This is a genomic window from Bradyrhizobium erythrophlei (genome assembly GCF_900129505.1).
Taxonomy (GTDB): Bacteria; Pseudomonadota; Alphaproteobacteria; order Rhizobiales; family Xanthobacteraceae; genus Bradyrhizobium; species Bradyrhizobium erythrophlei_D.
On sequence record NZ_LT670818.1, the window covers coordinates 791,076 to 814,451 of the forward strand.

The following is a 23,376-nucleotide window of genomic DNA, read 5'->3' on the forward strand; positions in this document are numbered from 1 at the left end:
ATTTCAGGCCACCATTTCAGGCGGCCTGACGGTTGCAGAACTGCTGCTATTCAATAGGCTTGCGATGGCGGGATCCCAGGTGGCGAGAACGCGATCGCCGACAGCGTAGTTGGCTTTGTCGAACTGGCTTTCCGTCAATTGAGCGGAGATGTCGGCTCCGCCGTCGGCGGCAATCGCGACGCGGACATACGTGCCCTGGTATTCGACTTCGCTGACGGTGCCGGCGATGGAGGGGCCGTCGACGGCCGCGCCGGCACGTTTCAGGAGAAGACAATCGTTGCGAACGGCGAAGGTCTGGTCACTGACGGCAATGACATTGTGGCCGCCGATGAATCTTGCCGTGAATTCAGTCCGGGGATGGTTGAATATCTCGCGCGGAGATCCCTGCTGTTCGATCCGTCCCGCGTTCATCAGAACCACGATATTGGCGAGCGCCATCGCCTCATCCTGACCATGCGTGACGTGGACGAAGGTAATGCCAAGCTCGCGCTGAAGCTTTTTCAGTTCCGTTCGCATGCGCAGCCGCAAAAACGGATCGAGCGCGGACAGCGGCTCGTCCAGCAACAGGATCTGGGGAGAGGTGATCAACGCCCGAGCGAGCGCCACGCGCTGCTGCTGGCCGCCGGAGAGCTGGCCGGGGAGTCGCGCCGCATAGGCCTGCATATCGACGAGTTCGAGCAGTCGCTTCGCCTCGGCATGGCGCTCCGCCTTGGCAACGCCTCTCATTTTCAGGGCGAAGGCGACGTTGTCGATGACGGAAAGATGCGGAAATAGCGCATAGGACTGGAACATCATTGCCGTATTGCGTTCGGCCGGCGGCAGGTCGGTCACATTTTTCGGACCGACGATGATATCTCCCGACGTCGCCGATTCATGGCCGGCAATCATTCGCAACGTTGAGGTCTTGCCGCAGCCGGACGGTCCGAGCAGACAACAATAGGAGCCCGCCGGAATCTTGAGATTGATCCCATCGACGGCGGTGACATGGCCGTACATCTTCGTCAGTTGCACCAGTTCCAGCGCCGCCGTGGTCGTCATCCGCATCAATCCGCTTCGGTTTAGAGATAACCTCGGGCGACCTTGGCACCCCAGAACGCTCCAAATAGATGCAATAGATGTGCCAAAAAAAGGTGCAAATCCCGGTTGCCGCGCGTTCCTTAAGTCCAGATCCTGCGCAACCCAGGGCCGATTGCATAGCTCTCGTGATTTTCGCCTTAAAGCGGCCTGGCCACGATCGCGTTCGCGGACCCACAGGGTCCGGAAACGGCGCGCTGTTATGGCTTGCCATATCTTTTCGGCGGCCCGAAGATATTGGTCGCACCTGTTGGTGGTCCGGTCAGCGTGATTCTTTTGCGACCCTTGGGCCGGGGGTCGCGATGCGCTACGCCGCCGGATGGACGGAGTAACGCCTGGCTTGCTGTTTGCGAGGGAATAGTATGCGAGCAACGTCAGTGGGAGTTGTTCGCATTGCTACCAAGAGCCCAAGTGACGTCTCGGGTCTGCTGAGCCTTATCGAGTCGGGCAAAATCGACCCGGGGTCGATCCTCGCGATCCTCGGCAAAACCGAGGGAAATGGCGGCGTGAACGACTTCACGAGGGAGTTCGCTGTTTCCGCGTTATGCACCGCTCTGGCGCCTTATGTGGATCTGCCTCCGCGACGCGTGGAAGAGCGGATCGCGTTCGTGATGTCAGGCGGTACGGAGGGTGTGCTTAGTCCGCATATCACCGTCTTCACGCGTACTCCCCTCGTTGATCAATCCGATGGCATTTCCGGGAAACGCCTGAGCATTGGGATGGCGTACACGCGAGATTTCCTGCCCGAGGAACTCGGGCGCGGCGCGCAGATCGAGGAAACGGCAAAGGCGGTCGTAGCCGCCATGGCGGATGCTGCCATCGTCGATCCACAAGATGTACATTTCGTGCAGATCAAGTGTCCGCTCCTGACCAGCGACCGCATCGAAGCAGCGTCTGCTCGCGGGAACAAGACGGTCACAAACAGCGCATACGGCTCGATGGCATATTCGCGCGGCGCCTCGGCGCTTGGGGTCGCGGTGGCTCTTGGCGAGATCGACGGCGCGGTGGGCGGTGAGCACGTTCTTCGAAACTTCGAGCTGTTTTCGTCGGTGGCATCCACCTCGGCCGGCATCGAACTGATGCATAATGTCGTGATCGTCCTGGGCAATTCGAGGTCTTCAGCGAGCCCGTTTGAAATAGGACACGCCGTCATGCGCGACGCCATCGATTCCGCAGCGGTGATCGAAGCGTTGAAGAGCGTGGGACTTCGTCCTGGAGACGTCTCCGAGCCGACCGCAAGCCGCGAACTGGTCAACATCTTCGCCAAGGCGGAAGCATCGCCCAACGGCAGCGTGCGCGGATTTCGGCACACCATGCTCGAGGATACCGACATCAGCGCTACCCGACACGCTCGCGCCGCCGTCGGGGGATTGATCGGCGGCCTGTCGGGGAGCGGTGCCATCTATGTTTCGGGCGGAGCCGAACATCAGGGTCCGCCTGGCGGCGGGCCCGTAGCAGCAATCGCACGGATATCAATAGAGAGTTCCGGCTGAGGGCTGAGCGTCTTCTGCGTCTACAATCGTCAGACGCTATTTGGCAAAAGACGCGACAATTCCATGCTGACGTCGGTGGCGCGCGGTGGATCGGCGCCGGGGCGCCCGCATGTGAAGGCCGCGCAGATCGAAGCAAACGAAAGCGCGCGGCCAAGCTCGTCCGGGTTCATCTTGATCAGCGCTTCCGCGCTGATGCGCCCCAGGGCACGCAGAGCGAACAGCAAAGCGGCCTGGAAGCTGTCGCCCGCACCGATGGTGTCCACGAGGTCGATCGTCGGCGCCCGGACCTCCACCATGCCGGCCTTGCCGTGCCAGGCCTGGGCGCCATCGATTCCGCGCGTGATGACGACGAGGCTTGCGCCCGCCTCGATCAACGACTTGGCCCTCCCCGCATAATCGTTGCCGCCATACAGAAATTCAAAATCGACATCGGACATCCGCACGATATCCGCGGCGGCCGCAAACGCATCCATTTGATCGACATAGCGGGCCTTGCGCCTGACCAGAGCAGGCCTGCAATTCGGGTCAAAGGAGATCGTGACGGATGCGCCCGCGTCATTGATCATGGCAAGCGCCTGAGCAGCCCCCTCGTCGTTGACGAGGGTCGTCGATCCCAGATGAATGGCTTCGACGTCCTCGAAGGCAATGGATCCGCGCCGATAGACCCAGTTTCGCGACGCCGTCGCCTCATCGTAGAAGGCATATTGCGGCTCACCCGCAACGCTGCGCACGAACGCAAGCGTGGTCTGGTGTTCGCTGCGAACGGCATAGCGAAGGTCAACCTGCGAGGCCAGCGCATGGTCGGCAATCATGCGGCCGAACAGATCGGTCGAAATCCCGCCTACGAACCCTGCCGCCGCGCCAAGACGCGCGATGCCGACGGCGACGTTGAGACAGGAACCGCCGGCAACCGGCACGGCCGCATCGCGCCCGTCCACGGATTTGACGGGCAGGAAATCAACCAGGGCATCTCCGCAACTCAGCAGCATTGCTCTCGTTCTTCAAATCAGCGCGCCGGCGATCAATGCGTTCCCCGCATCGCATCGCGGCTCTCGCGATCCAGTTTTCGCATCAGCCCGTGGACCCGTCGCTTGGTCCGGTGGAAGTCGGCCATCCCCGGCGCGGTCGGTTCGCTCAGACAGCCGATCGCCGACATCGAGGCCATCGCCTCTCCAATCGATCCGTAACAACTGCCGGCGACGGCACCGAGCATGGCGGCGCCCAATAGGACCGGTTCCTGCGTTTCCGGAACCGCAACGGTCAAGCCGGTCGTATCCGCCATGATCTGCCGGACCAGCGCACTTCGCCCCGCGCCGCCGCTGATCACCATCAGGTCACTGTCGACGCCGTGGGTCCGAAAGGCGTCAACGACATCGGCAAGGCCGTAGGCGAGACCGCACAGCCCGGCGACGAACAGCCGTTCCATCGAACCGATGTCGCTGTCGAGATCCATCCCGGCGACGATCGCCCGCGAATCCGGATCGGCGAAGGGCGAACGGTTGCCGAGAAATTCCGGCAGAACGTGGATATCGCGGGCAAACAGCGCCGCCTCGCCCGGGTTTTTCGCGCGCGCGACGATGCGCCGTTCGAGAAATTCCAGAATCTCGATGCCGGCCGCCTGCGCGGCCGCGAGAGCCTCGTGATACGCCGGGTGGGATCTGATGAGATGATCGACGGCCGCGCCGGCCGCGGACTGCCCGCCTTCGTTGAGCCAGAATCCGGGAACCATCCCCGAATAATAGGGTCCCCAGACTCCCGGGACGAAGCGCGGCTCCGACGTTGTCGCCATGATGCAGGCCGAGGTCCCCATGATGTAGGCGAGCCGACGGCACACATCGACAGCCTCGCCCGATCTCACGCGACCCCCGATGGTGCCGACGCCTCCGGCATGGGCGTCGATCAGCGACGCGCCGACCGGAGTACCCTCAAGCAGCCCAAGATCGCGCGCGGCGGAGCCGGTCAGGCCGCTGCCGAGCGGCATGCCGGGCGCGACGATCTCACTGCCGATTTTCGCGTAATTATCTGAGGCGAGATCGCCGAGGCCGATCCGATCGAAATAGCTTTGGCTCCAGCGATGTTCGTGGGCGAGAAAATTCCACTTGCAGGCCAGCGTGCAGATCGAACGCAATGTCGATCCGGTGGCGCGAAACGAAAGATAGTCGGCGAGATCGAAGAAATGGCCGGCCGCGCCGTAGGTCGACGGCAAATGCCGCTTCAGCCACAGCAGCTTTGGAATCTCCATTTCCGGCGAGACCGAACCGCCGACATAGCGCAGGACGTCGTCCTTGGTTTCGTTGACCTGGCGCGCTTCGGCCAGCGCGCGATGATCCATCCAGACAATGACATTGCGGCGTTGGTCGCCCGACGCACTGACCGTCAGCGGATCACCGGCGGCGTCGAGCACGACGAGCGAGCAGGTCGCGTCGAAGCCCAGGCCCTTGACGGCGGACGGCGGCAGGGCCGCTTCCGCCATCGCGGCGCGGACCGAGGCGGCGCACGCCGCCCAAATATCGGACGACGACTGTTCGACGACGCTGCCCGCCTCATGCCAGACGGTGATCGGATGCCGGGCGGTTGCCAGCAGGGTTCCCTTTTCGTCGAACACGCCGGCGCGCGCGCTCGACGTTCCGACGTCGACACCGATGAAGGCCTGCCTCATGCCAGTCCTATTTGAGATCCGCGCTAGCCTAACCCGTCAAGCCTACCAGCACGTGTAGCCGCCGTCGACGAGGACGATGCTCCCGGTCATCAGGCTCGCCGCATCGGAGGCGAGAAACAGGACGACGGAGGCGACCTCGTCCACTTCCCCCATCCGGGCCATCGGCGTACCGCCGATCCAGGCATCATACATCTTCGGGCTGTTCTTGACGAAGGCATTGAGCGGCGTGGCGATGTAGGTCGGCGCCACCGCATTGACGCGGACGCCGCGGGCGCCCCATTCGGCGGCGAGCGATTTGGTGAGATGGTGCACCGCGGCCTTCGACGCGTTGTAATAGCTCTGCTCCTGCGGCTTGTTGACGATGAAGCCAGACATCGACCCGATGTTCACGATGGCACCCGATTTCGCATCCAGCATGTGCCGGCCGAAGGCGCGGCAGCACCAGAAGGTGCCGTTGAGATTGACGTCGATGACGTTGAGCCAGTGCTCGTCGGTGACCTTTTCCGCGGGGGTTTCGCTGCGTGCGATTCCCGCATTGTTGACGAGAATATCGATCTTTCCATATTTCGCCGCGAGTTGGTCTGCCACTTCGGCGACGCGCTTCGAATCCGTCACGTCCATGACGGCGATCTCCGCGTCGAAGCCCTTTGCCGTGAGACCGGCGCGGGCGGCCTCGCCTGCCTTTGGATCGAAATCGGCGATGATGACCTTCGCTCCCGCTTCCCCGAGCGCTTCCGCGCAGGCAAGGCCGATGCCCTGCCCGGCTCCCGTGACGACGGCGATCCGGCCACCCAGTCTAAATTTCTCCAGATACATCTTCTCTTGATCCTTGTTTGGTGTCGTTGGACGCCGCTTACGTCTTGATGGTCAAGCCGTCCTTGTCGAAGCGGTGCAGGCGCGCCGGATCCGGCGACAGCCAGACGCGATCGCCCGCCTTCAGACCGAACTCTCCGATGCAGCGCGCGGTGAGCATTCCCAGTTTTCCGCCGTCGACATAGAGGAAAGTATCGCTGCCGAGATGCTCGGCCACCGACACGGTGCCCGGCCAGCCCTCGCCCTCCTTGCCGATCCTCAGGTGTTCGGGCCTGACGCCGATGGTGGCGGCGCCGCGTTCGCCGGCGGCGTCTCCGGCCATGAAGTTCATCTTGGGCGATCCGATGAAGCCGGCGACGAAGATGTTCGCGGGATGTTCGTAGAGCTCGATCGGCGAGCCATACTGTTCGATGTTGCCGGCATTGAGCACCACGATCTTGTCGGCCATGGTCATGGCCTCGACTTGGTCGTGCGTGACGTAGATCGCGGTGGTCGCGAGCTGCTTCTGCAGTTTCGTCACCTCGAGGCGCATCTGCACGCGGAGTGCGGCGTCGAGATTCGACAACGGCTCGTCGAACAGAAATGCCTTGGGCTCGCGCACGATGGCCCGACCGATCGCGACGCGCTGGCGCTGTCCGCCCGAAAGTTCGCGCGGCTTCCGGTCAAGATAGGCCGTCAGGTTCAGCGTGTCCGCCGCCGCGGCTACCTTGCGGTCGATCTCTGCGCGCGGCAGCCCCGCCATCTTCAGGCCGAACGCGATGTTGCCGCGGACGCTCATATGCGGGTAAAGCGCGTAGGATTGGAACACCATCGACAGCCCGCGTTTGGCCGGCGGAACGTCGACCACGTTGTGGCCGTCGATGAGGATCTGCCCGCCGGTGACATCCTCAAGTCCCGCGATCAGGCGCAGCAGCGTCGTCTTGCCGCAACCGGACGGCCCGACGAAAACCACGAAGGAGCCGTCCTCGATATCCAGGTTTGCACCCTTGATGATGTTGACCGGCCCGAACGACTTGCGGACCCCCTGGAGCGTGATCTGGCCCATGATATCTAGCCCTTTCGCTGATCTACTTGACGGCGCCGAACGTCAGCCCGCGGACGAGCTGCCGCTGGGTGAACCAACCGAGGATGATGATCGGAGCAATGGCGAGCGTCGACGCCGCCGACAGTTTCGCCCAGAACAGGCCCTCCGGACTTGAATAGGAGGCGATGAAAACCGTGAGCGGCGCGGCGTCGAGCGTCGAAAGGTTCAGGGTCCAGAATGCCTCGTTCCATGCCAGAATGAAGTTGAGAAGCAGCGTCGAGGCGAGGCCCGGAACGGCCATCGGCGCCAGCACGTAGACGAGTTCGCGTCCGATGGTCGCGCCATCCATCCGCGCCGCTTCGAGGATGTCTTTCGGGATTTCCTTGAAATAGGTGAAGAGCATCCAGATCACGATCGGCAAATTGCCGAGACAGAGGATCAAAATGAGACCTGCTCTTGTATCGAGCAGCCCGAAATCCCGATAGATCAGATAGATCGGAACCAGAACGCCGACCGGCGGCATCATCTTGGTTGAGAGCATCCAGAGCAGGACGTCCTTGGTCCGCTTGGTCGGCGCAAACGCCATCGACCAGGCCGCCGGCACCGCGATGAGCATGGCAATCAGCGTCGAGCCGCCCGCAATCATGATCGAATTGAGCGCGTGATGAACGTAGTCGCTGCGGCTCTGCACAGTTGCGTAATTTTCCGTCGTCCAGTGAAAAAACAGAAATTTGGGTGGCATGGCGAAGGCATCGAGCTCCGTCTTGAAACTCGTCAAAACCATCCACAGGATCGGCAGGAAAATCAAAAATCCGAAAAACCACGCGGCACCTGTGGACACCATCAAGCGTCTTGACGTCACCTTGCGAGCCATCGCCTACGCCTCCAGGTTCCGCCCGATGATCCGCACCAGGAAAAAGGCCACGATATTGGCGATCACGACCGCCACCAATCCGCCGGCGGACGCGTTGCCGACGTCGAACTGGATCAGCGCCTGCGAGTAGATCAGGAACGCGATATTGGTGGTCTGCAGTCCCGGGCCGCCGCCCGTCGTCACGAAGATCTCGGCGAACACGGTCAACAGGAAAATCGTTTCGATCAAGATCACCACCGTGATCGGCCGCGCCAGATGCGGCAGCGTGAGGTAGATGAATTTTGAAGCGGCGCCGGCGCCGTCCATTTCGGCCGCTTCCTTCTGCTCCTCGTCCTGGGATTGCAGTGCGGTCAGCAGGATGAGAGTCGCAAACGGCAGCCATTGCCAGGCGACGATCAGGATCACGGCGAGCAAGGGTGCATCGTTGAACCAGTCGATCGGGGTTGCGCCCACGAGCGTCGCGATCCAGGCAAACAATCCCGAAACCGGATGCATCAAGAGGTTCTTCCAGACCAGCGCGCTGACGGTCGGCATCACGAAAAACGGCGCTATCACCATCAACCGGACGATGTTGCGCCCGACCACCGGCTGGTCGAGCAGCAACGCCAGCGGCGTGCCCAGCAGAATCGTGATGGCGAGGACCGAGCCGACTAGCACCAGGGTATTCTGCAGCGAGGTCAGAAAGGCCGGGTCGGTCAGGAAATATCGAAAATTCTCCAGCCCGACGAAGCTCTCCGTGCCGGGATCCAGCAGGCTGTAGTGCAACGTCGAAAAATAGATGGTCATCGCCAGCGGGACGATCATCCAGATAAACAGCAATGCGACGGCCGGAAACAGCAAGGCCCGTCCGAGAACCTGGGTTTGTTTGGTAGCCATCGCCGCCTGAGTGCCCATCGCCGCCTCGTGCTATCGGGGAAACTCGATCAGCGCTGCCGTCCGGCCGGTATCAGGCTTGGACGGCAGCCAGTTTGCGGTTCGAGGAGATCGCCGCGAACGACCGGCCGCGATCTACTTGATGTAGCCGGCGCGCTTCATCTCGCGTTCGGTGGAGGATTGCGCCGCCGCGAGCGCCGCGTCGACGGTCGATGCGCCGGACAGCGCCGCCGAGAACTGCTGGCCGACGGTGGTACCGATGCCCTGGAATTCCGGTATCGCCGCGTATTGCACGCCAACGTAAGGCACCGGCTGAACCGTCGGATGGTTCGGATCAGCGGCGTCGATCGAAGCAAGCGTCGGCTTCGCGAACGGCGCAACCTTCAAATATTCGGGATTCTGATAAAGTGACGTCCTGGTGCCGGGGGGCACGTTGGCCCAGCCTTCCTTCGAAGCCACGAGCTTGGTGTAATCCTTGTTAGTTGCCCAGGCGATGAACTTCTGTGCCGCCTCAACTTTCTTCGAACCTGCCGGAATGGCCAGATTCCACGCCCACAGCCAATTGGCGTTCTTGCCCAAGCCGGCATTCGGCGCCAGCGCGAAGCCGACCCTGTCGGCCACGTTGGAGGCCTTCGGATCGGTGACAAAGGACGCCGCCACCGTGGCGTCGATCCACATCGCGCACTTGCCGGAATTGAACAGCGCGAGATTCTCGTTGAACCCGTTCGAGCTTGCACCGGGAGGGCCCGCGACCTTCATCAGGTCGACATAGGTCGTCAGGGTCTTCTTCCATTCGGGCTTGTCGAACTGCGGCTGCCATTTCTCGTCGAACCAGCGCGCGCCGAACGAATTGGACATCGCGGTCAGGAACGCCATGTTCTCGCCCCAGCCCGCCTTGCCTCGCAGGCAGATGCCGTAGACGCCGTCGGTCTTGTCGGTGAGTTTCTTCGCCGCATCGATCACGAAGTCCCAGGTCGGCTTTTCCGGCATCGTCAATCCGGCCTTCTGGAACAGGTCGGTACGGTACATCACCATCGAACTCTCGCCATAGAACGGCGCGGCATAGAGCTTGCCCGACACCGAGGCCGCATCGCGGATCTTGGGAAGCAGATCGGCGACGTCGTAATCGGATCCGAGATTGTCGAGCGGAACGAGCCAGTTCTTCTTGGCCCAGATCGGGACCTCGTAGGTGCCGATGGTGAGCACATCGAACTGACCGCCCTTGGTCGCGATGTCGGTGGTGACGCGCTGGCGCAGGACGTTCTCTTCGAGCGTCACCCATTTCACGGTGATATCGGGGTTCTTGGCGGTGAACTCGCTCGTCAGCCCCTGCATCCGGATCATGTCGCTATTGTTCACGGTGGCGATCGTCAGCGTCGTCTGGGCAATCGAGGGGGCGGAAGCCAACAGGGTAGCCGCGCCCAGCAGGGCGCCAAGGACGTGTTTCACGGTAACCTCCCTATTTTGACGTTGAGCATATGCCCACGCCTTGCAATTATGTTCACTCCGCGAAATGACCTTGTCAAGGCCGAGATGGGCTGATGGCACCCGGGGGTTGTGAAAAAACCGGTGGACCGAAAACGCCTGCGGCCGGCCGGTTGTTCCCCGCGATCGGCGGCGGCCTGCAGGCGCGTCCGATTCCGCTACTGCTTCAGAATGGCGCTGGCCGTCGCCTCGTCAGTAATCAACCCGTTGATCAGACGGCCCTTCAGCGCCGCCCTGATCGCCGCAACCTTGCCAGGACCGACGGCCGCCCCGATGGTCAGGGCCTCGGCAGGGACTTGCGGCGGAATACTGGTCAGCCGGGCATTGGTACCGCCCTTGATGATGCGGCCCTCTCCATCGAACGCCCAGCCGGTCAACTCGCCAACGGCGCCCAGCCGCATGATTTCGAGCAGTTCCTCGCGCGAGACGAAGCCGTCCACAAACACTTGTGCGCTCTGATCCATCTGGCCAATCCCGACCAGCCGCAAATCGGCCTTGGCTGCGACCGCTCTCACCCGGGCGATGGGATCAATCCGCAGCATCTGGTCGCGCTCGCCCGCCGACGACATCAGAAACGGCAGCGGCATCGGATAGTGGCGCGCCTTGGTCCGGTCGGCGAGACGGCCAACGGTATCGAAGAAGCTCGCCGAACCATCAGCCGAGATGTTTCCGACCAGCGACACGATCTGGTGGTTGGGGCAGTCGATCTGCGAAACCCGCTCGACCGCCGCGCGCACGGCTCGCCCGGTGCCCAACGCCACGATGGTGGGCTTCTCGGTGCGCAACATCGATTCCAGGATGTTGGCGGCGCGCTCGGCGATCCCCGCTGCCGAAAGCGGCGCTGCCGGATCGGTCGGAACCACTTCGCAGTAGGCGAGATGAAAAAAGTCCTTCAACCGCGCGGCTAACTCCATACAAGCGGCAATCGGATGTTCCAGCCGGAAAGTAATCAGCCGCTCCGCGAGACACAGCGAGACAAGACGCTGAGCCGAGGCGCGGGAAACCTGGAGCATCCTGGCGATTTCGTCCTGGGTGTGACCGGCAATGAAGTAAAGCCAGCCGGCACGTGCGGCTTCGTCCAGACGCGATTTCTCGTTATCGGATGCCGCCATCGCGCTCTACCGATCCGTTCGCCAAAAATCCGCCATCCGCCCGAAGACACGGTCTGCCCCGGCCTGATAGAGCATGACCTCGCCGTCGCGCGATCGATAGTGACTGCCCCCGACAAATCCCCAAACCATCATGCCCGCCGCCTTCCCCGCCGTCACACCGCTTCGGCTGTCCTCGATCACGAGGGTACGACGCGGATCCGCCCGCATTCGTTCGGCCGCATAAAGGAAAAGGTCGGGTGCCGGCTTGCCGCGTTTCACCATTTGCGAGGTAAAGAGCTGTTCGCCGAAATACGGCGTGAGGCCGGTGAGGGAAAGCGAGAGAGATACCCGATCGACGTCGCTGGACGAGGCGACGCAGTGCGGGATCTGCAAGCCCGCGAGCACCGAACTCACGCCTTCAATCGAGCCCAGCGAGGAGACAAACGCGGTACGAACCTCCGTCTTCAGCTCCGTTGCGAATCGATCCGGAATAGAGCGCCCCAGGGCTTCGTAGTGCTCGAGCACCGCCGTCACGCTTCGTCCAAGGAACAGATCGAGCGCCTGGTCCACGTCAAGGTCGATGCCGTACCCCGCCAGGACGCCGGAGAGGCATCGGCAACTCAGCACCTCGCTATCGACCAGCACGCCGTCGCAGTCGAAAATGATCAGATCGGGTTCGATCATGCACCCTAAGAGAGCATATACTCGATCTCTGAGCAATAACCCGAATTTGGCACGCCCGAATGTGCGAAAAAGCCTGGCATGGGGTTTGTCTCAGGGCCGGCTTGTTGATGACAAAGGAAGCCGATCGCTCATGGCACAACCACGGGTCTGATGTTCGATCGCCAACAGGTCTGGCGCGAAATCTTTCGGGGAAGCGACGAAGTCGATCGATGGCACGTCGAAGACCAAACGAGCCAAAGTCGATCCCGCGCATCATCCGGCGCAACTCGCGTTGGGCTTGCCGATTACGACAGTGGCTCGACTATGGCTTCACCTGGATCTGAGTTCGTACGTGCGATAGCCAAATGGCCCGGCGCCATAGCGACCAGACGCCTTCCCACCGAATCTTTGAGTGGGGAAAACGGCAGAAAATGATAACAAGAGGGCTCAGTACCGATGGCTCGCCATTCAGACCAAAACTGCGAACTCTTATATGCTTGGCTGCATTGCATCACCGACGTTCAACGTATTATCTGGCCATCAATCGTGATTCCAAAGCGTCGATCCTGGGCTCGATAGCCGCCGACGTGATAACCGATCGCTTTCTTCGATGCTGATATCCCGGCTGCGGCTCTTTGCACCGACCATGACGGATACGCCGATCCTGCCTTAACGTGCGAGTTCCGACGTGCGAAAGCGTCGAACTGGTGCTATGCCGCTGGGCATGCGTTCGAGCCATTCGACATGCTACAGATCATTGAACAATTCAGCTGGCGTGATGGTTTATTTTCGGTAAAGACGTTCCTCGCCGCGATGCTGGCGCTCTACATCGCGTTCCGCCTCGATCTGTCGCAGCCGAGCTGGTCCGTCACCACGGTTTACATCGTATCGCAGCCATTCGCGGGTATGGTGCTGGCGAAATCATTGTATCGCGCGATCGGCACGTTGGTCGGCGCGGCGATGTCGCTGTTTTTGGTTGCGCTATTCTCTAACGTGCCGGAGCTGTTCTGTCTGGCGCTTGCGGCCTGGATTGGGCTTGGCACCTTCGTTTCGATCTATTTGCGCGACGCCCCGCAATCCTATGTCGGGATACTGTCCGGATATTCCGCGGCAATCATCGGTCTGCCGGCGGCGCTCGCGCCGGATACAGCGTTTGACTTTGCGGTGGCGCGATGTCTCGAGATCATGCTCGGGATCGCCTGCGGGGCGCTGATGCATCATGTCGTGTTTCCGCAACGGGCCGGCGATGCCTTGCGCAAGGCGCTTGAGGCCGCGCTGCCGAGCATGGCGCGCTGGGCGGGCGACGCGCTGCGGGGCGAAGGCAGCGAGGCGAAAGGTCTCGCCGATCGCAGCCAAATCATTTCCGCGGTGATCGCGCTCGATTCGCTGCGGGTCTTCGCATCGATCGATACGCCGGCGCTCCGGGCTGTCGACGCTGTGATCCGGCAGTTCGAAGGAAAGCTTCTATCCCTGCTCGCGCTCCTGATGTCGGTCTATGATCGCTTCACCTTGCTGCAGCGCCGCGGATCGACGGCGGCGGATGCGTTGCGGCCGTTGCTCGAGCGAGCCGCCGCCCACATCACCAAGTTTGCAGGGGCAACGACGCCGGCCGAGGCGCTGGAGGAGAGCGAGGAAGAGCGCATGCTCAGGGCGGAGGTCGACGCCCGGTTGCCCACACCGCAGGCTTTGCGGACCGCTCCCGAAGCCTTTCCCGTGCGCGCCATCCTGCTGCGTCTCGGCGACGTGCTGACGATGTGGCGGGAGGCGGTCTGGATCCGCACGCACATTTCAACCGGTCTGCATCCGCCCGAAAGCGCCCCCGCTTCCACCTTTCACCCTTACCGGGATATGACGCTCGCCGTGGTCGGCGCGCTGGTCTCCACGGTGACGGTGGTCGTTGCAAGCGCCTTCTGGATTCTCTCGGCATGGCCGAACGGTCCTACCGCCGTCACCTTCGCCGGCATCATGTGTGCCATCATGGGGGCGCGCGACAATCCCGCCGCCGCATCGGCGGTGTTTCTGAAGATGAGCATGGTCGGCACCGCCGTCGCCGGATTTTATCTTTTCGCCGTGCTGCCGCCACTATCGACCTTTCCGGCGCTGGTTATCGCACTGGCGCCGTTTTATCTTGCCTGCGGCCTGTTGCTGACGTCCCCCGCCGCCGTTCCGTTCGCGATGCCGCTGATCTTCGTCGGGGGCGGACTGATCGGTCTCTCCAACGCCATGACGTATGACTTTGCGGCGTTCATCAACGCTGCCATCGGCTACGTGGTCGGCATCGGGTTCGGCGCCGCGGCGCTCGGCCTGTTGCGGCCGCTCGGCACGGATTGGGCGGTGCAGCGGTTGACTCGCGGGATTTTCCGCGATCTGGCGCATATCGCCGGTTCGGTAACAACAGAGCTGCGTTCCGCGTTCGAGAGCCGGATGTTCGATCGCATAAATGCCCTGTTCATGCGGCTCGATCCTATGGTCGCGGACCAGCGCGCCGTGCTGCAGGGATGCCTCGCTGGCCTTCGTATTGGCCTCAACATCCTGGTGCTGCGCACATCGCAGCCGGCATTGCCCTCGAAGGCAGCATCGTCGGTGCGGGATGCGCTTGCGGCGCTCGCGGACCACTTCGGCGGAATGCTGCATCGGCCTTATTCCAACATGCCGCTTTCCGTGCTCGAGACGGCTCGCCACCGGATTCTTGCGCACGATGAAAACGCGACTCTGACCCGCGCCGCGGAGGCATTGTACAACATCGAGGCCACGCTTCGGCAGCACAATGATTTCTACGGACCGGCAGTGCCCGGAACGCCTGCATCGTCGACCAATCTGGTGACTCCATGATCAAGGAAATCAATCTCTACGGGGTGTTCCTGCCACCGTTGCTTGGTTATCTTTTGGGGACGGCGCTGCTCTGGTATCTCGTCCGTTATCTGCTTGGCCGACTCGGCGTCTACCGCTTCGTTTGGCATCCGCCCTTATTCAACACCGCGCTCTACGTCATCCTGCTCAGCACGTTCGTCACCGCCACGCTCTGATCGTCGGGGAAGACCGATGCGGAACATGACCTCGATCATTCGCGTTCTTGTTACCGTGATTGCGGTTGTAATCGCAACGGTGGCCGGCTGGTATCTGTGGCGAACCTATCAGGAAAGCCCATGGACCCGCGACGGACGGGTGCGCGCCAATGTGGTAACGGTCGCGCCGGATGTCGCTGGGGCGGTGATCGAGCTGAAGGTGAAGGACAATCAGGAGGTAAAGATCGGCGACGTGCTGTTCATCATCGATCCGGCGCGCTACCAGCTCGCATTGCAGCAGGCTGAAGCGGCCCTTGCGGGAGCAAAGAGCGTCTCCGACCAGCGGCAGGACGAACTCGAACGGCGCGAGAAGCTGACTTCGGTGGCAATTTCCGAGGAAGCGCTGACGCAGGCGCGCAGCGCGGCGCTTTCGGCGCGTGCGGCCTATGATGAGGCGGTGGCGGCGGTCGCTGTTGCCAAGCTCAATTTGGCGCGGACCGAAGTGCGTGCGCCGGTCAACGGCCACGTTACCAATCTTTTGGTGGATCGCGGCGACTATGCCACGGCTGGCCGCGCCATGCTCGCGATCGTCGACAGCGATTCGTTCTACATCGCGGGCTATTTCGAAGAAACCAAGCTACGCAACATCAACATCGGAGACCCGGTCTCGGTCCGGCTCATGGGGTACGATGCGCCGATTCAAGGGCACGTGCACAGCGTGGCGCGCGCCATCACCGACCGCGAGAACGCGATCGGTGACGACCTGATCGCCAACGTCAATCCAACCTTCAACTGGGTGCGGCTGGCGCAGCGCATTCCCGTGCGCATCGCCATCGACAAGGTGCCCGATGGCATCACGCTGAGCGCAGGCATGACTGCTACAATCGTCGTGACGGAGGCGGACGGGGGGAGCCGGGTAAAATCGCCGACGCAATAAGATTGCGGTTAGGCCGTCAGGAAGATCGAATGATCTGCCGGATAACAGGCCATGGCGGGCAAAATGATCAGGAACCTGGCCATGGCCAACACCAGGCTCGACCCGCATCATTTCGACGATGTCGTCGATCAACGCGAGGTCCGGGGCGGAGGCTTCTCGCCGGGGTTGCAGCTTGAGGAATGAGGTTTCGGTACGGGCCGTTTCCTTTGGAACTACCTTGGGTTGCCCTGCTTAGAGAGTCCGGGGCGAAAGGTGATGGAGGACTCCATGTTTAGGAAAATTGTTATCGCACTGGTCGCCGCTGCGGTAATCGCGCTCGTGCCTACCGGAGCTTTTGCGCGTGGCGGCTTTGGTGGATTTGGCGGCGGTGGTTTCCACGCTGCCGGTTTTGGCGGCGGCGGCTGGCGCGGTGGCGGCTGGCGCGGCGGCGGCTGGGGCGGCGGTTGGCGTGGAGCTGGCTGGCGCGGCGGCGGCTGGGGATGGCGTGGGCCGGCCTTCGGGGCTTTGGGCGTCGGCTTGGGTTTGGGAGTTGCGGGGGCTTATGCTGCAAGCGTGGGTCCGGGCTGGGGCTGGGGGCCTGGATGGGACGGGGACGACCCGTGTGTGCGCTGGCGACAAGTCTGGACCGGTTGGGGTTGGCGCATGGTGCCAGTGAACGTTTGCTGGTGAGACGCTCGCTCCTGCACGAAAAGTCGCCGCCGGGTTGAGACCAGGACTGAGGGCGCACCGTGTGTATTTGCTCGCCGTCATGTGGGGTCCGTTCTGAACCTTCAGTGGCGTACCGATGCTGTGCTTTCTTTCGAGTCCGAGGAACCGCTCAGCGCACAGACACCGTTTTCAAACAGACGCCTCGGTCGGTTCTGACATCGTCACCCGGTTCTTTACGCTGGGACGCTCCTGCATTCTTGCGTACCAACCTTGAAGAGCCTCGCACTGCGCAGGCACCGGTAGCTCCACGAGCCCTGCAAAGATCAAACCGCCGATGACCGTGATGTCGGCCATCGAGAAGACCTCACCGGCGACGAACGACTGTCTTTTTAGAATGGCATCGAAATAGTGCATACCCCTTAGGGCTTTGTCGCGCTGACGGAACCCCCACTCAGCGTTCTGATAAATCTCGACGTCGGGTCCAAGCCCCGGTGTGGCATGGTGGAAATAAACACTAATGGCGTCGAGCAGCTCCAACTCGGCGCGCTTGCTCATCATGTGGATCACGCCCTTTTCGCGCGGTGTCCTGCCGGTGAGTGCGGGAGCGCAATCAAGCGCGTCAAGATATTCGGTAATGGCCGTGCATTCGCCAATGAAGGTCCCGTCATCGAGTTCGAGCACCGGCAGCGTGCCTGAGTAGTTCTTGGCGAGGAACTCGGGCTTCTTGTGCTCGCCTTTCCAAAGATCGACCGACACAAACTGGACGCGCGACTGCAGGTTCTTCTCGGCCAAAGCTATACGGACGCGAGCCGGATAAGGGCCGGTGGGCCAATCGTAAATCTTCATCGTCATCATCTCCTTTTTCTACCTGCCACTTGGTAGATAATGTATAGGGCTTCAAATTTGTCCGGTCAACGCCTATCTGTCACTTGGTAGGTTATTGGCTACGAAGCGGTGAGGCAGTGACATGAGTTCAAGCTCTCGCGAGGCCATTCTGGCGGCCGCCAGAAGGACCGCACAAGCGCATGGCTACAGCGGCTTGAATTTCCGCGATCTCGCGGATGAAGTGGGCATCAAGGCCGCGAGCATCCACTATCACTTCCCGAGCAAGGCTGATCTCGGCGCGGCAGTAGCGAGGCGCTATTGGGAGGACACAGCGGCCCACCTCGAGTCTATGTTGGCCGGAACCTCGGATCCGGTCCGCTGCCTGCACCAGTATCCCGATATTTTTCGCAAGTCGCTCGAGAGCGATAATCGTATGTGCCTCTGCAGCTTCATGGCTGCCGAACATGATGACCTGCCGGAAGCCGTGAAGAAGGAGGTCCAGACCTTTTCCGATGTGAACATCGCGTGGCTGAGCAGGGTTCTGTCCGCTGCAGCCCTGGTCAGTTCCGAGGAGAGCGAACGGCGGGCTCGTGCCATCTTCGCTGCCGTCGCCGGCGCTCAGCTCATTGCGAGGAGCCGCTCGGATATCTCACTCTATGACGCGTTAATCGATAGCTATCGCGTGGCTGGTCTCCTGCCCGCGTAGACGGTCCGCGCAGGACGAAGTTCTGGCGCGCCACGCAGAACATGCCGCCAAGGCGCTCGGCCTCACGATACCGGAATCGTTCCTGCTGCGCGCCGACTAGGCGATCGAATAAAGCAGGCAATTGCTGCGTAGCATGAGTCTGTCCATGGCATTTTCGGACATTGCTGCTTTAGCCAATGTCCGCTTCGCGCCAGAAAGCGGTCGCTCCATATCGCTCATCAAGAGGCATCGGACGGGGATCATTCAACACCGGCGTCCGGTTAAGTTTTCTCAGACCGTCTCGCCTTCTTGCTGTTGACTGGCGGTTTCGGCACTTTGCCCGTTTCCACCGGAATTTGCTTCAGGCGATCGACAAACCATCGGCCGGCGGGCCCAGGCGGTGACTTGGTCTGCCAGACCGCCGACATCGTTAGAATCAAGCCATCGGGAGGCACGTCCTCGATCGGCAGCACGGAAAGGCGACCCTCTTCCAGATCCTTGCGCACGGCATGCAATGGCATTCCGCCCCAACCGAGACCCTTGAGCAAAAAATGATGCTTGGCGAAGAGGTCGGCAAGCCGCCAGGTCGCAGCCGACATGACGCCGAATTCGCGTCCCGAGGATAGCTCCGACCTGTCGGTGAGAACGATCTGGGTATGTTTTGCAAGAACCTCCTTGGGAAGCTTGCCCCGGTAGGAAGTCAGTGCATGATCACGGGCCGCAACCATGAGAAACGCGATGCCGGGCAACCGCTCATAGGTCAGTGTATCCGGAATCACCGGGAGTGACCCGACGACGCCGATGCTGCAACGGCCGTCAAGCACGGGCTTAATGGCTCCTCCGAGCGCCTCGACATAGATGCGCAGCGCCACTCCCGGGTATTTCTGCCGAAACTCCTTGGCCACCTGCGTGATCGCATCGATCGGATAGAAGACGTCAATCACCACGGACAATTCCGGCTCCAGGCCGGCCGACATGCCCTTCGCTCGCGCCTTCAGCAAGTCGACCCCGGCGATAATGCTGCGGGCATCGCCCAGAATGGCCGATCCCGCCGCGGTGAGTTTGGGGTAGCGACCGGAGCGGTCGAACAACTGCACGCCGATCTGTTCCTCAAGATTGCTGATTGTCTCACTCACAACAGACTGCGAGCGCAACAACTTGCGGGAGGCGGCAGAAAAGCTTCCTTCATCGACCGCGGCGATGAAGGTACGCAATTGATCGAGAGAGACGGCGTCGAGCATGGGACCTACCTATCGACCAAACCGATGCTAAAGCGCAGGATGCTACTGCCCAATTGGCGGCGATATCAACCATCGAGGTCGCGCCATCCGACTCGTAAGCACCTTCTAACGGCCTCCGGCTGGTCACAGCGCCCATTGATCCTCTTGGTCGCTCCAATCGCTTTTGTTCAAGCGCCGGGCGATCTCCTCGCTCATCGCGGGATCGGTGGCGACCGCGATCATGACGCCTTCTTGTGTGACGATCTCGCGGCCTCTTGCCTCGACCGGGAAGTGTTCCGATCGCAGCGGCAAGTGTCGATCGGACCTGTCCCGGCACTCCCGGGCCCCGGCCACACGTCGCAAAAGCTGAACTCCATCTGATCCAAACACTGTTTCCTCCACCGTGAGTGTTCAACTAGCCCGATCTCTCTCGTCCTCAGCGTCTGGCGGCTGCCAAGACGCCCTGACTGTGCAGCCGGCGGCCGATATCGGCGATGTTGCTTTCCCCAATTCGCAAGGCGTCCGCGTTGGTATGCACGGAGTAGTGCCCGGTCACCAAATCGTAGGGGTGCTTGACCGCAGAGCCGAGGATGAAGCCGGCATCGGAGAGCGCCTCGAACGCGATTGCCTGATCGCCTTCCTCGAACACGGCGACCTCGCCCGCCGATACTCGCTCCGGCGTCGTCACGATCCCTTGGTACGATGCGATCCAACCGACGTCGTGCCCCTTGCTCGGATGAAAGGTCCAGCGCTCTCCGGCCTTGAGATGCCACGGGGCGACTCGACGATGCTTTTCACACCGTCGTATTCGCCTGCGATCACCCGCGCGGGACCGGCAAAATGGAAGTCGGAAGCGTCAAGATACTGGCTTTGGGGTTCGGCAAGTTCGAGCTCGGGCGGCATGGCAACCCAGAGCTGGAAGCCCCTGATCCGCTCCTTGCCGAACATTCCGCCGGTATGCCAAACGCCGCTGCTGGCGCGCATCCACTCGACACCGTCGGTCTCGATGACGCCTTCGCGCTCCGTGGTCTCCTTGTAGAAAGCCTGCCCGGCCAGAATGAGGGTCAGAGTCGCAATTCCCGAATGGGGATGAAAGCCGAATGTTGGTGCCGTCGCCGGATCGGCGTCGAAATAGTCGAGAAAGACGAACGGCTTGATCCGTTCGCCAATATCGCCCGGACTGACCAGTCGGGTCACGCGCCCATGCGAGTGTCCACGCGTGCGCAGAGCAATCTGCCGGGAAGTCTTTTCGGCGCGTAGCGGACGCGTGAACACTGCATCGGTCTTCATTTTCGTTCTCCTGAGGTTTGGCTATCGCTAAGCTTCAAAGCTCAGCCCTTGATCCGGTGAAGCAAGGCAACGAGTTCATCGCGCCGCAGGTAGACGACCACCGCGTTGAGGACTCCCAGGACGATCGCCGGGACCGGGCTGGTGTGCAGGACGAACACATGGGTCGCCACGGCACAGACCATGGTGAAACCGAGCCACAGGGCACCGATCGAAGCGAGGCCAGGAACGAGCAGCGCGACGGCGCCGGCCACTTCCACGATGCCGGTCGCGATGCGGAACCACTGGCCGAGTCCGATCTGCGCGAACAAGTCGACCATGAAAGGAACGCCGGCCATTTTGGCGAAGCCGGCGGCAAGGAAAGCCGCCGCGAGGATGCCCTGCAGCGTCCAGGCGCCGATGCGACGCCTGGCACGGACTGATTGGATAGAAGTTGCACTCATATTGGTCTCCGTCGGGGTGAGATTGAAAGTGAGGACACCCTAGGATGCCGGCCGCCATGGCAAAAGCCGATTTATTCAGATAATATCCATCGGCTCGGCCGATATATAGCCGGTGCCGCAAAACCCGCAGTGATGGATGTTTTCCGCGCGGCTATGATCGAGAGATCCGCCGGTGGCGCGATGCTGCAACGTGCTCACGCCTGATCGGACGTGATGCGCCTCAGGTCGTCGCGATGGTTTGTCGAACCTTGAGCGTTGCTTCCGATAGAAGGGGGACTGGCCGGGCTATTCGCGGAAGGCGCTGTTTTACGTCGGCGTATTTGTGGGGCGAAAAGCGGCAACCGATCTCGCTCGTCCACGCACGATCGACCCCAGTGAGGGGGTCGATCCGTTCGGCCGTGTTACGCCGGCATAGGCCCGGAAATAGCCGCCATGATTTGCCCGCTGGACCGGGGCGATGATGGAGATGGCGGCGCGCCTCACGCGGCCGTGGCCACCTCAAGCGCGGGATAGTCGGTATAGCCCTGCGCGGCGCCGCCAAAGAAGCTGGCGCGATCCGCTTCATTCATCGGCGCACCGGTCTTCAAGCGTGCGACGAAATCCGGGTTGGCGAGGACCATCTGGCCGTAGGCTTCCAGATCGGCCAACCCCGAAGCCACGTCAGCCCCGATCTGGTCGCGCGGACGACCGGGCCGGTTCAGGATCAGCGATTGCTTCCACAGCGCGCGTATGTCGCCCAGCAGCTGCTCGTCGCCGCTATGCGCGATGTGCAGGTAAGCAAGACCCAGCTTGTCGAGTTCGGCGACCAGGTAGCGGTAGAGGGCCGGGCCTTCCGCGCCTTCGTCGATCCCCCACATGGCTGTGCCGGGGGATAGGCGGATGGCCGTCCTGTCCGCGCCGATTTCCTCGGCAATCGCCGTGGCGACTTCGATGGCAAAACGGGCGCGGTTCGCGCTGGAGCCGCCATATTCATCAGTGCGCGTGTTGGCGCTTGGAGCAAAGAACTGTTGGACGAGATAGGCATTCGCGCCGTGAATCTCGACACCATCGGCGCCAGCCTCAATGGCGCGGCGCGCCGCACGGCGGAAGTCGGCGACGGTCCGGCGCACTTCCTCTGTCGTCAGTGCGCGCGGCGCGGGAATGTCCTTCATCCCTGTTGCCGTGAACATCTGACTCCCGGGCGCGATCGCGGAAGGTGCTACGGCTTGACGATGATGCGGCGTGTTGTCGGGGTGCGACATACGTCCCGCGTGCATGATCTGGATGAAGATGTGGCCGCCCTTGCCATGCACGGCTGCGGTCACCTTCTTCCATCCTGCGATATGCGCGGGCATGTAGATGCCCGGCGTCGTGAGATAGCCCTGTCCATCATCCGAAGGTTGAGTGCCTTCGGTGACGATCAGGCCGACGCTGGCGCGTTGGGAATAATATTCGGCGGCCTGTTCTCCCGGCGTGCCGTCGAACTTCGCGCGGCTGCGGGTCATCGGAGCCATCGCCAAACGGTTTGGCAGAGTATAGCGTCCGACACGGACGGGCGTAATTGATTGCTTCATCGTGTTCTCCTCGATTGGATTGCATGAGGAGAAGCTAAGGACTGCAGCGTAGCCGGATAAGCCAGCTTATTCAGATACAATCCATCGGCATAACGGGTACAACACCGGTCGATTCATCCTGCCATCCCGAGGAAATGGCGCTGGCCTAGCTCCGCGCGACCTTGATCGAATGACTTGTCGGCAGGAGGCGCGGACTCTTCCGCTATTGGCACTTTTCCGTTTGGTCGAATGTCCGCTTTGCGCCACCAGCACCATTCCATAACCGTTCATTCCGCGAATCGAGCCCTGAGCGAGATCGCCACCGATAATTTTGCGGCGCCGCTTGGTCGGCAAGCGCACCGGGCTCGACGCCGCCCAGTTTGGCCTTCTTGCGATTTTGTTTGATCTCTCGATGCACACAACGTGCGCAGTGGCCTCCTAACTGCTTGAGAGTTTTAAACTCCCGTTCCAATCCATCATTGGCTGTACCGGCGAGGCTCACGCAATCCTGTGCGAATTGGCAAGCCAACATGGCGCGAAATGCCGAGCGGCCTGTGCGATCAATCGGTTATCAAGCGGGGTGGCACTCCCCAAGCGGAGTCGCATCGAACAATGTCGTAGAATATCGTGGATTTTGGCGCGCCACTCACAAAATTGCGAACTCTTTTGTTATTGAAATCGCGATGTAATTTCGAACGAACCTCAATCGTGGCGCCGCGTCCGCGTTCGTAATTCCACTTCTCCG

23 protein-coding genes are annotated in these 23,376 nt (G+C 61.6%); 7 read left to right on the forward strand and 16 right to left on the reverse strand.

The genetic code is table 11. The features are described from left to right. Positions 1 to 3: 3 nt before the first annotated feature. Positions 4 to 1,038, reverse strand: a complete 1,035-nt coding sequence (locus B5525_RS03725; protein ID WP_079572899.1) for an ABC transporter ATP-binding protein — start codon at positions 1,036 to 1,038, stop codon at positions 4 to 6. Between the two features lie 398 nt (positions 1,039 to 1,436). Between B5525_RS03725 and B5525_RS03730 the strand changes: the two genes are divergently transcribed. Further along, positions 1,437 to 2,567 carry a ring-opening amidohydrolase gene (locus B5525_RS03730; RefSeq protein WP_079564739.1) on the forward strand — a complete coding sequence of 377 codons (1,131 nt, stop codon included), beginning with the start codon at positions 1,437 to 1,439 and terminating at the stop codon, positions 2,565 to 2,567. Positions 2,568 to 2,596: 29 nt separating this feature from the next. Here the strand turns inward: B5525_RS03730 and B5525_RS03735 are convergent, their stop codons facing one another. The 9 genes from B5525_RS03735 to B5525_RS03775 all read right to left on the reverse strand — a co-directional run bounded on the left by B5525_RS03735 (position 2,597) and on the right by B5525_RS03775 (position 12,070). Continuing rightward, positions 2,597 to 3,556, reverse strand: a complete 960-nt coding sequence (locus B5525_RS03735) for a carbohydrate kinase family protein (RefSeq protein ID WP_079564740.1) — start codon at positions 3,554 to 3,556, stop codon at positions 2,597 to 2,599. Between the two features lie 32 nt (positions 3,557 to 3,588). Beyond that, positions 3,589 to 5,226 (reverse strand): FGGY-family carbohydrate kinase, encoded by a 1,638-nt coding sequence (locus tag B5525_RS03740; protein ID WP_079564741.1) that lies wholly within the window; start codon positions 5,224 to 5,226, stop codon positions 3,589 to 3,591. 42 nt (positions 5,227 to 5,268) lie between these two features. Continuing rightward, positions 5,269 to 6,042, reverse strand: a complete 774-nt coding sequence (locus tag B5525_RS03745) for an SDR family NAD(P)-dependent oxidoreductase (protein WP_079564743.1) — start codon at positions 6,040 to 6,042, stop codon at positions 5,269 to 5,271. 37 nt (positions 6,043 to 6,079) lie between these two features. Next, the gene (locus tag B5525_RS03750) at positions 6,080 to 7,084 is read right to left on the reverse strand and encodes an ABC transporter ATP-binding protein (RefSeq protein WP_079564744.1); all 1,005 of its coding nucleotides are present in this window, start codon (positions 7,082 to 7,084) and stop codon (positions 6,080 to 6,082) included. Positions 7,085 to 7,106: 22 nt separating this feature from the next. Beyond that, a complete protein-coding gene (locus B5525_RS03755) occupies positions 7,107 to 7,937 on the reverse strand; it encodes a carbohydrate ABC transporter permease (protein ID WP_079564746.1) in 831 nt (276 codons plus the stop codon). 3 nt (positions 7,938 to 7,940) lie between these two features. After that, positions 7,941 to 8,813, reverse strand: a complete 873-nt coding sequence (locus B5525_RS03760; RefSeq protein WP_079572901.1) for a carbohydrate ABC transporter permease — start codon at positions 8,811 to 8,813, stop codon at positions 7,941 to 7,943. A gap of 132 nt (positions 8,814 to 8,945) precedes the next feature. Continuing rightward, on the reverse strand, positions 8,946 to 10,259 hold the full coding sequence (locus B5525_RS03765; RefSeq protein ID WP_079564747.1) for an ABC transporter substrate-binding protein: 1,314 nt from the start codon (positions 10,257 to 10,259) through the stop codon (positions 8,946 to 8,948). 194 nt (positions 10,260 to 10,453) lie between these two features. After that, complete coding sequence (locus tag B5525_RS03770) at positions 10,454 to 11,407, reverse strand: sugar-binding transcriptional regulator (protein ID WP_079564748.1); 954 nt, start codon at positions 11,405 to 11,407, stop codon at positions 10,454 to 10,456. A 6-nt stretch (positions 11,408 to 11,413) separates the two neighbouring features. Then, on the reverse strand, positions 11,414 to 12,070 hold the full coding sequence (locus B5525_RS03775) for an HAD family hydrolase (protein ID WP_079564750.1): 657 nt from the start codon (positions 12,068 to 12,070) through the stop codon (positions 11,414 to 11,416). A 723-nt stretch (positions 12,071 to 12,793) separates the two neighbouring features. Between B5525_RS03775 and B5525_RS03780 the strand changes: the two genes are divergently transcribed. The 5 genes from B5525_RS03780 to B5525_RS03795 all read left to right on the forward strand — a co-directional run bounded on the left by B5525_RS03780 (position 12,794) and on the right by B5525_RS03795 (position 16,660). Next, a complete protein-coding gene (locus tag B5525_RS03780; protein WP_079564751.1) occupies positions 12,794 to 14,881 on the forward strand; it encodes an FUSC family protein in 2,088 nt (695 codons plus the stop codon). Beyond that, positions 14,878 to 15,075 (forward strand): DUF1656 domain-containing protein, encoded by a 198-nt coding sequence (locus tag B5525_RS03785; protein WP_079564752.1) that lies wholly within the window; start codon positions 14,878 to 14,880, stop codon positions 15,073 to 15,075. The genes B5525_RS03780 and B5525_RS03785 overlap by 4 nt, the downstream gene beginning before the upstream one ends. Positions 15,076 to 15,091: 16 nt before the next feature. Then, positions 15,092 to 15,991, forward strand: a complete 900-nt coding sequence (locus tag B5525_RS03790; protein WP_079564754.1) for an efflux RND transporter periplasmic adaptor subunit — start codon at positions 15,092 to 15,094, stop codon at positions 15,989 to 15,991. 51 nt (positions 15,992 to 16,042) lie between these two features. Further along, positions 16,043 to 16,174, forward strand: a complete 132-nt coding sequence (locus B5525_RS47110) for a hypothetical protein (RefSeq protein WP_276328836.1) — start codon at positions 16,043 to 16,045, stop codon at positions 16,172 to 16,174. An 84-nt stretch (positions 16,175 to 16,258) separates the two neighbouring features. Continuing rightward, positions 16,259 to 16,660 (forward strand): hypothetical protein, encoded by a 402-nt coding sequence (locus tag B5525_RS03795; RefSeq protein ID WP_079572903.1) that lies wholly within the window; start codon positions 16,259 to 16,261, stop codon positions 16,658 to 16,660. Between the two features lie 168 nt (positions 16,661 to 16,828). On the opposite strand, the gene B5525_RS03800 is transcribed toward B5525_RS03795, so the two are convergent. Then, a complete protein-coding gene (locus B5525_RS03800; protein WP_079572905.1) occupies positions 16,829 to 17,485 on the reverse strand; it encodes a glutathione S-transferase in 657 nt (218 codons plus the stop codon). A 121-nt stretch (positions 17,486 to 17,606) separates the two neighbouring features. Between B5525_RS03800 and B5525_RS03805 the strand changes: the two genes are divergently transcribed. Continuing rightward, positions 17,607 to 18,170, forward strand: coding sequence for a TetR/AcrR family transcriptional regulator (locus B5525_RS03805; protein ID WP_079564755.1), 564 nt, complete (start codon positions 17,607 to 17,609; stop codon positions 18,168 to 18,170). A gap of 260 nt (positions 18,171 to 18,430) precedes the next feature. Here B5525_RS03805 and B5525_RS03810 read toward each other — a convergent pair whose 3' ends face one another. The 5 genes from B5525_RS03810 to B5525_RS03825 form a co-directional block, all read right to left on the reverse strand. Beyond that, positions 18,431 to 19,390 carry a LysR family transcriptional regulator gene (locus B5525_RS03810; RefSeq protein WP_079564756.1) on the reverse strand — a complete coding sequence of 320 codons (960 nt, stop codon included), beginning with the start codon at positions 19,388 to 19,390 and terminating at the stop codon, positions 18,431 to 18,433. A gap of 415 nt (positions 19,391 to 19,805) precedes the next feature. Continuing rightward, complete coding sequence (locus tag B5525_RS45755) at positions 19,806 to 20,057, reverse strand: hypothetical protein (RefSeq protein WP_197687898.1); 252 nt, start codon at positions 20,055 to 20,057, stop codon at positions 19,806 to 19,808. Further along, on the reverse strand, positions 20,054 to 20,659 hold the full coding sequence (locus B5525_RS03815) for a pirin family protein (RefSeq protein ID WP_197687899.1): 606 nt from the start codon (positions 20,657 to 20,659) through the stop codon (positions 20,054 to 20,056). Before B5525_RS03815 ends, B5525_RS45755 begins: the two co-directional genes overlap by 4 nt. 41 nt (positions 20,660 to 20,700) lie before the next feature. Further along, complete coding sequence (locus tag B5525_RS03820) at positions 20,701 to 21,099, reverse strand: DoxX family protein (protein WP_079564758.1); 399 nt, start codon at positions 21,097 to 21,099, stop codon at positions 20,701 to 20,703. Between the two features lie 479 nt (positions 21,100 to 21,578). Continuing rightward, entirely contained in the window at positions 21,579 to 22,652 is a 1,074-nt protein-coding gene (locus tag B5525_RS03825) for an alkene reductase (RefSeq protein ID WP_079564759.1), read from the reverse strand. Positions 22,653 to 23,376: the final 724 nt, after the last annotated feature.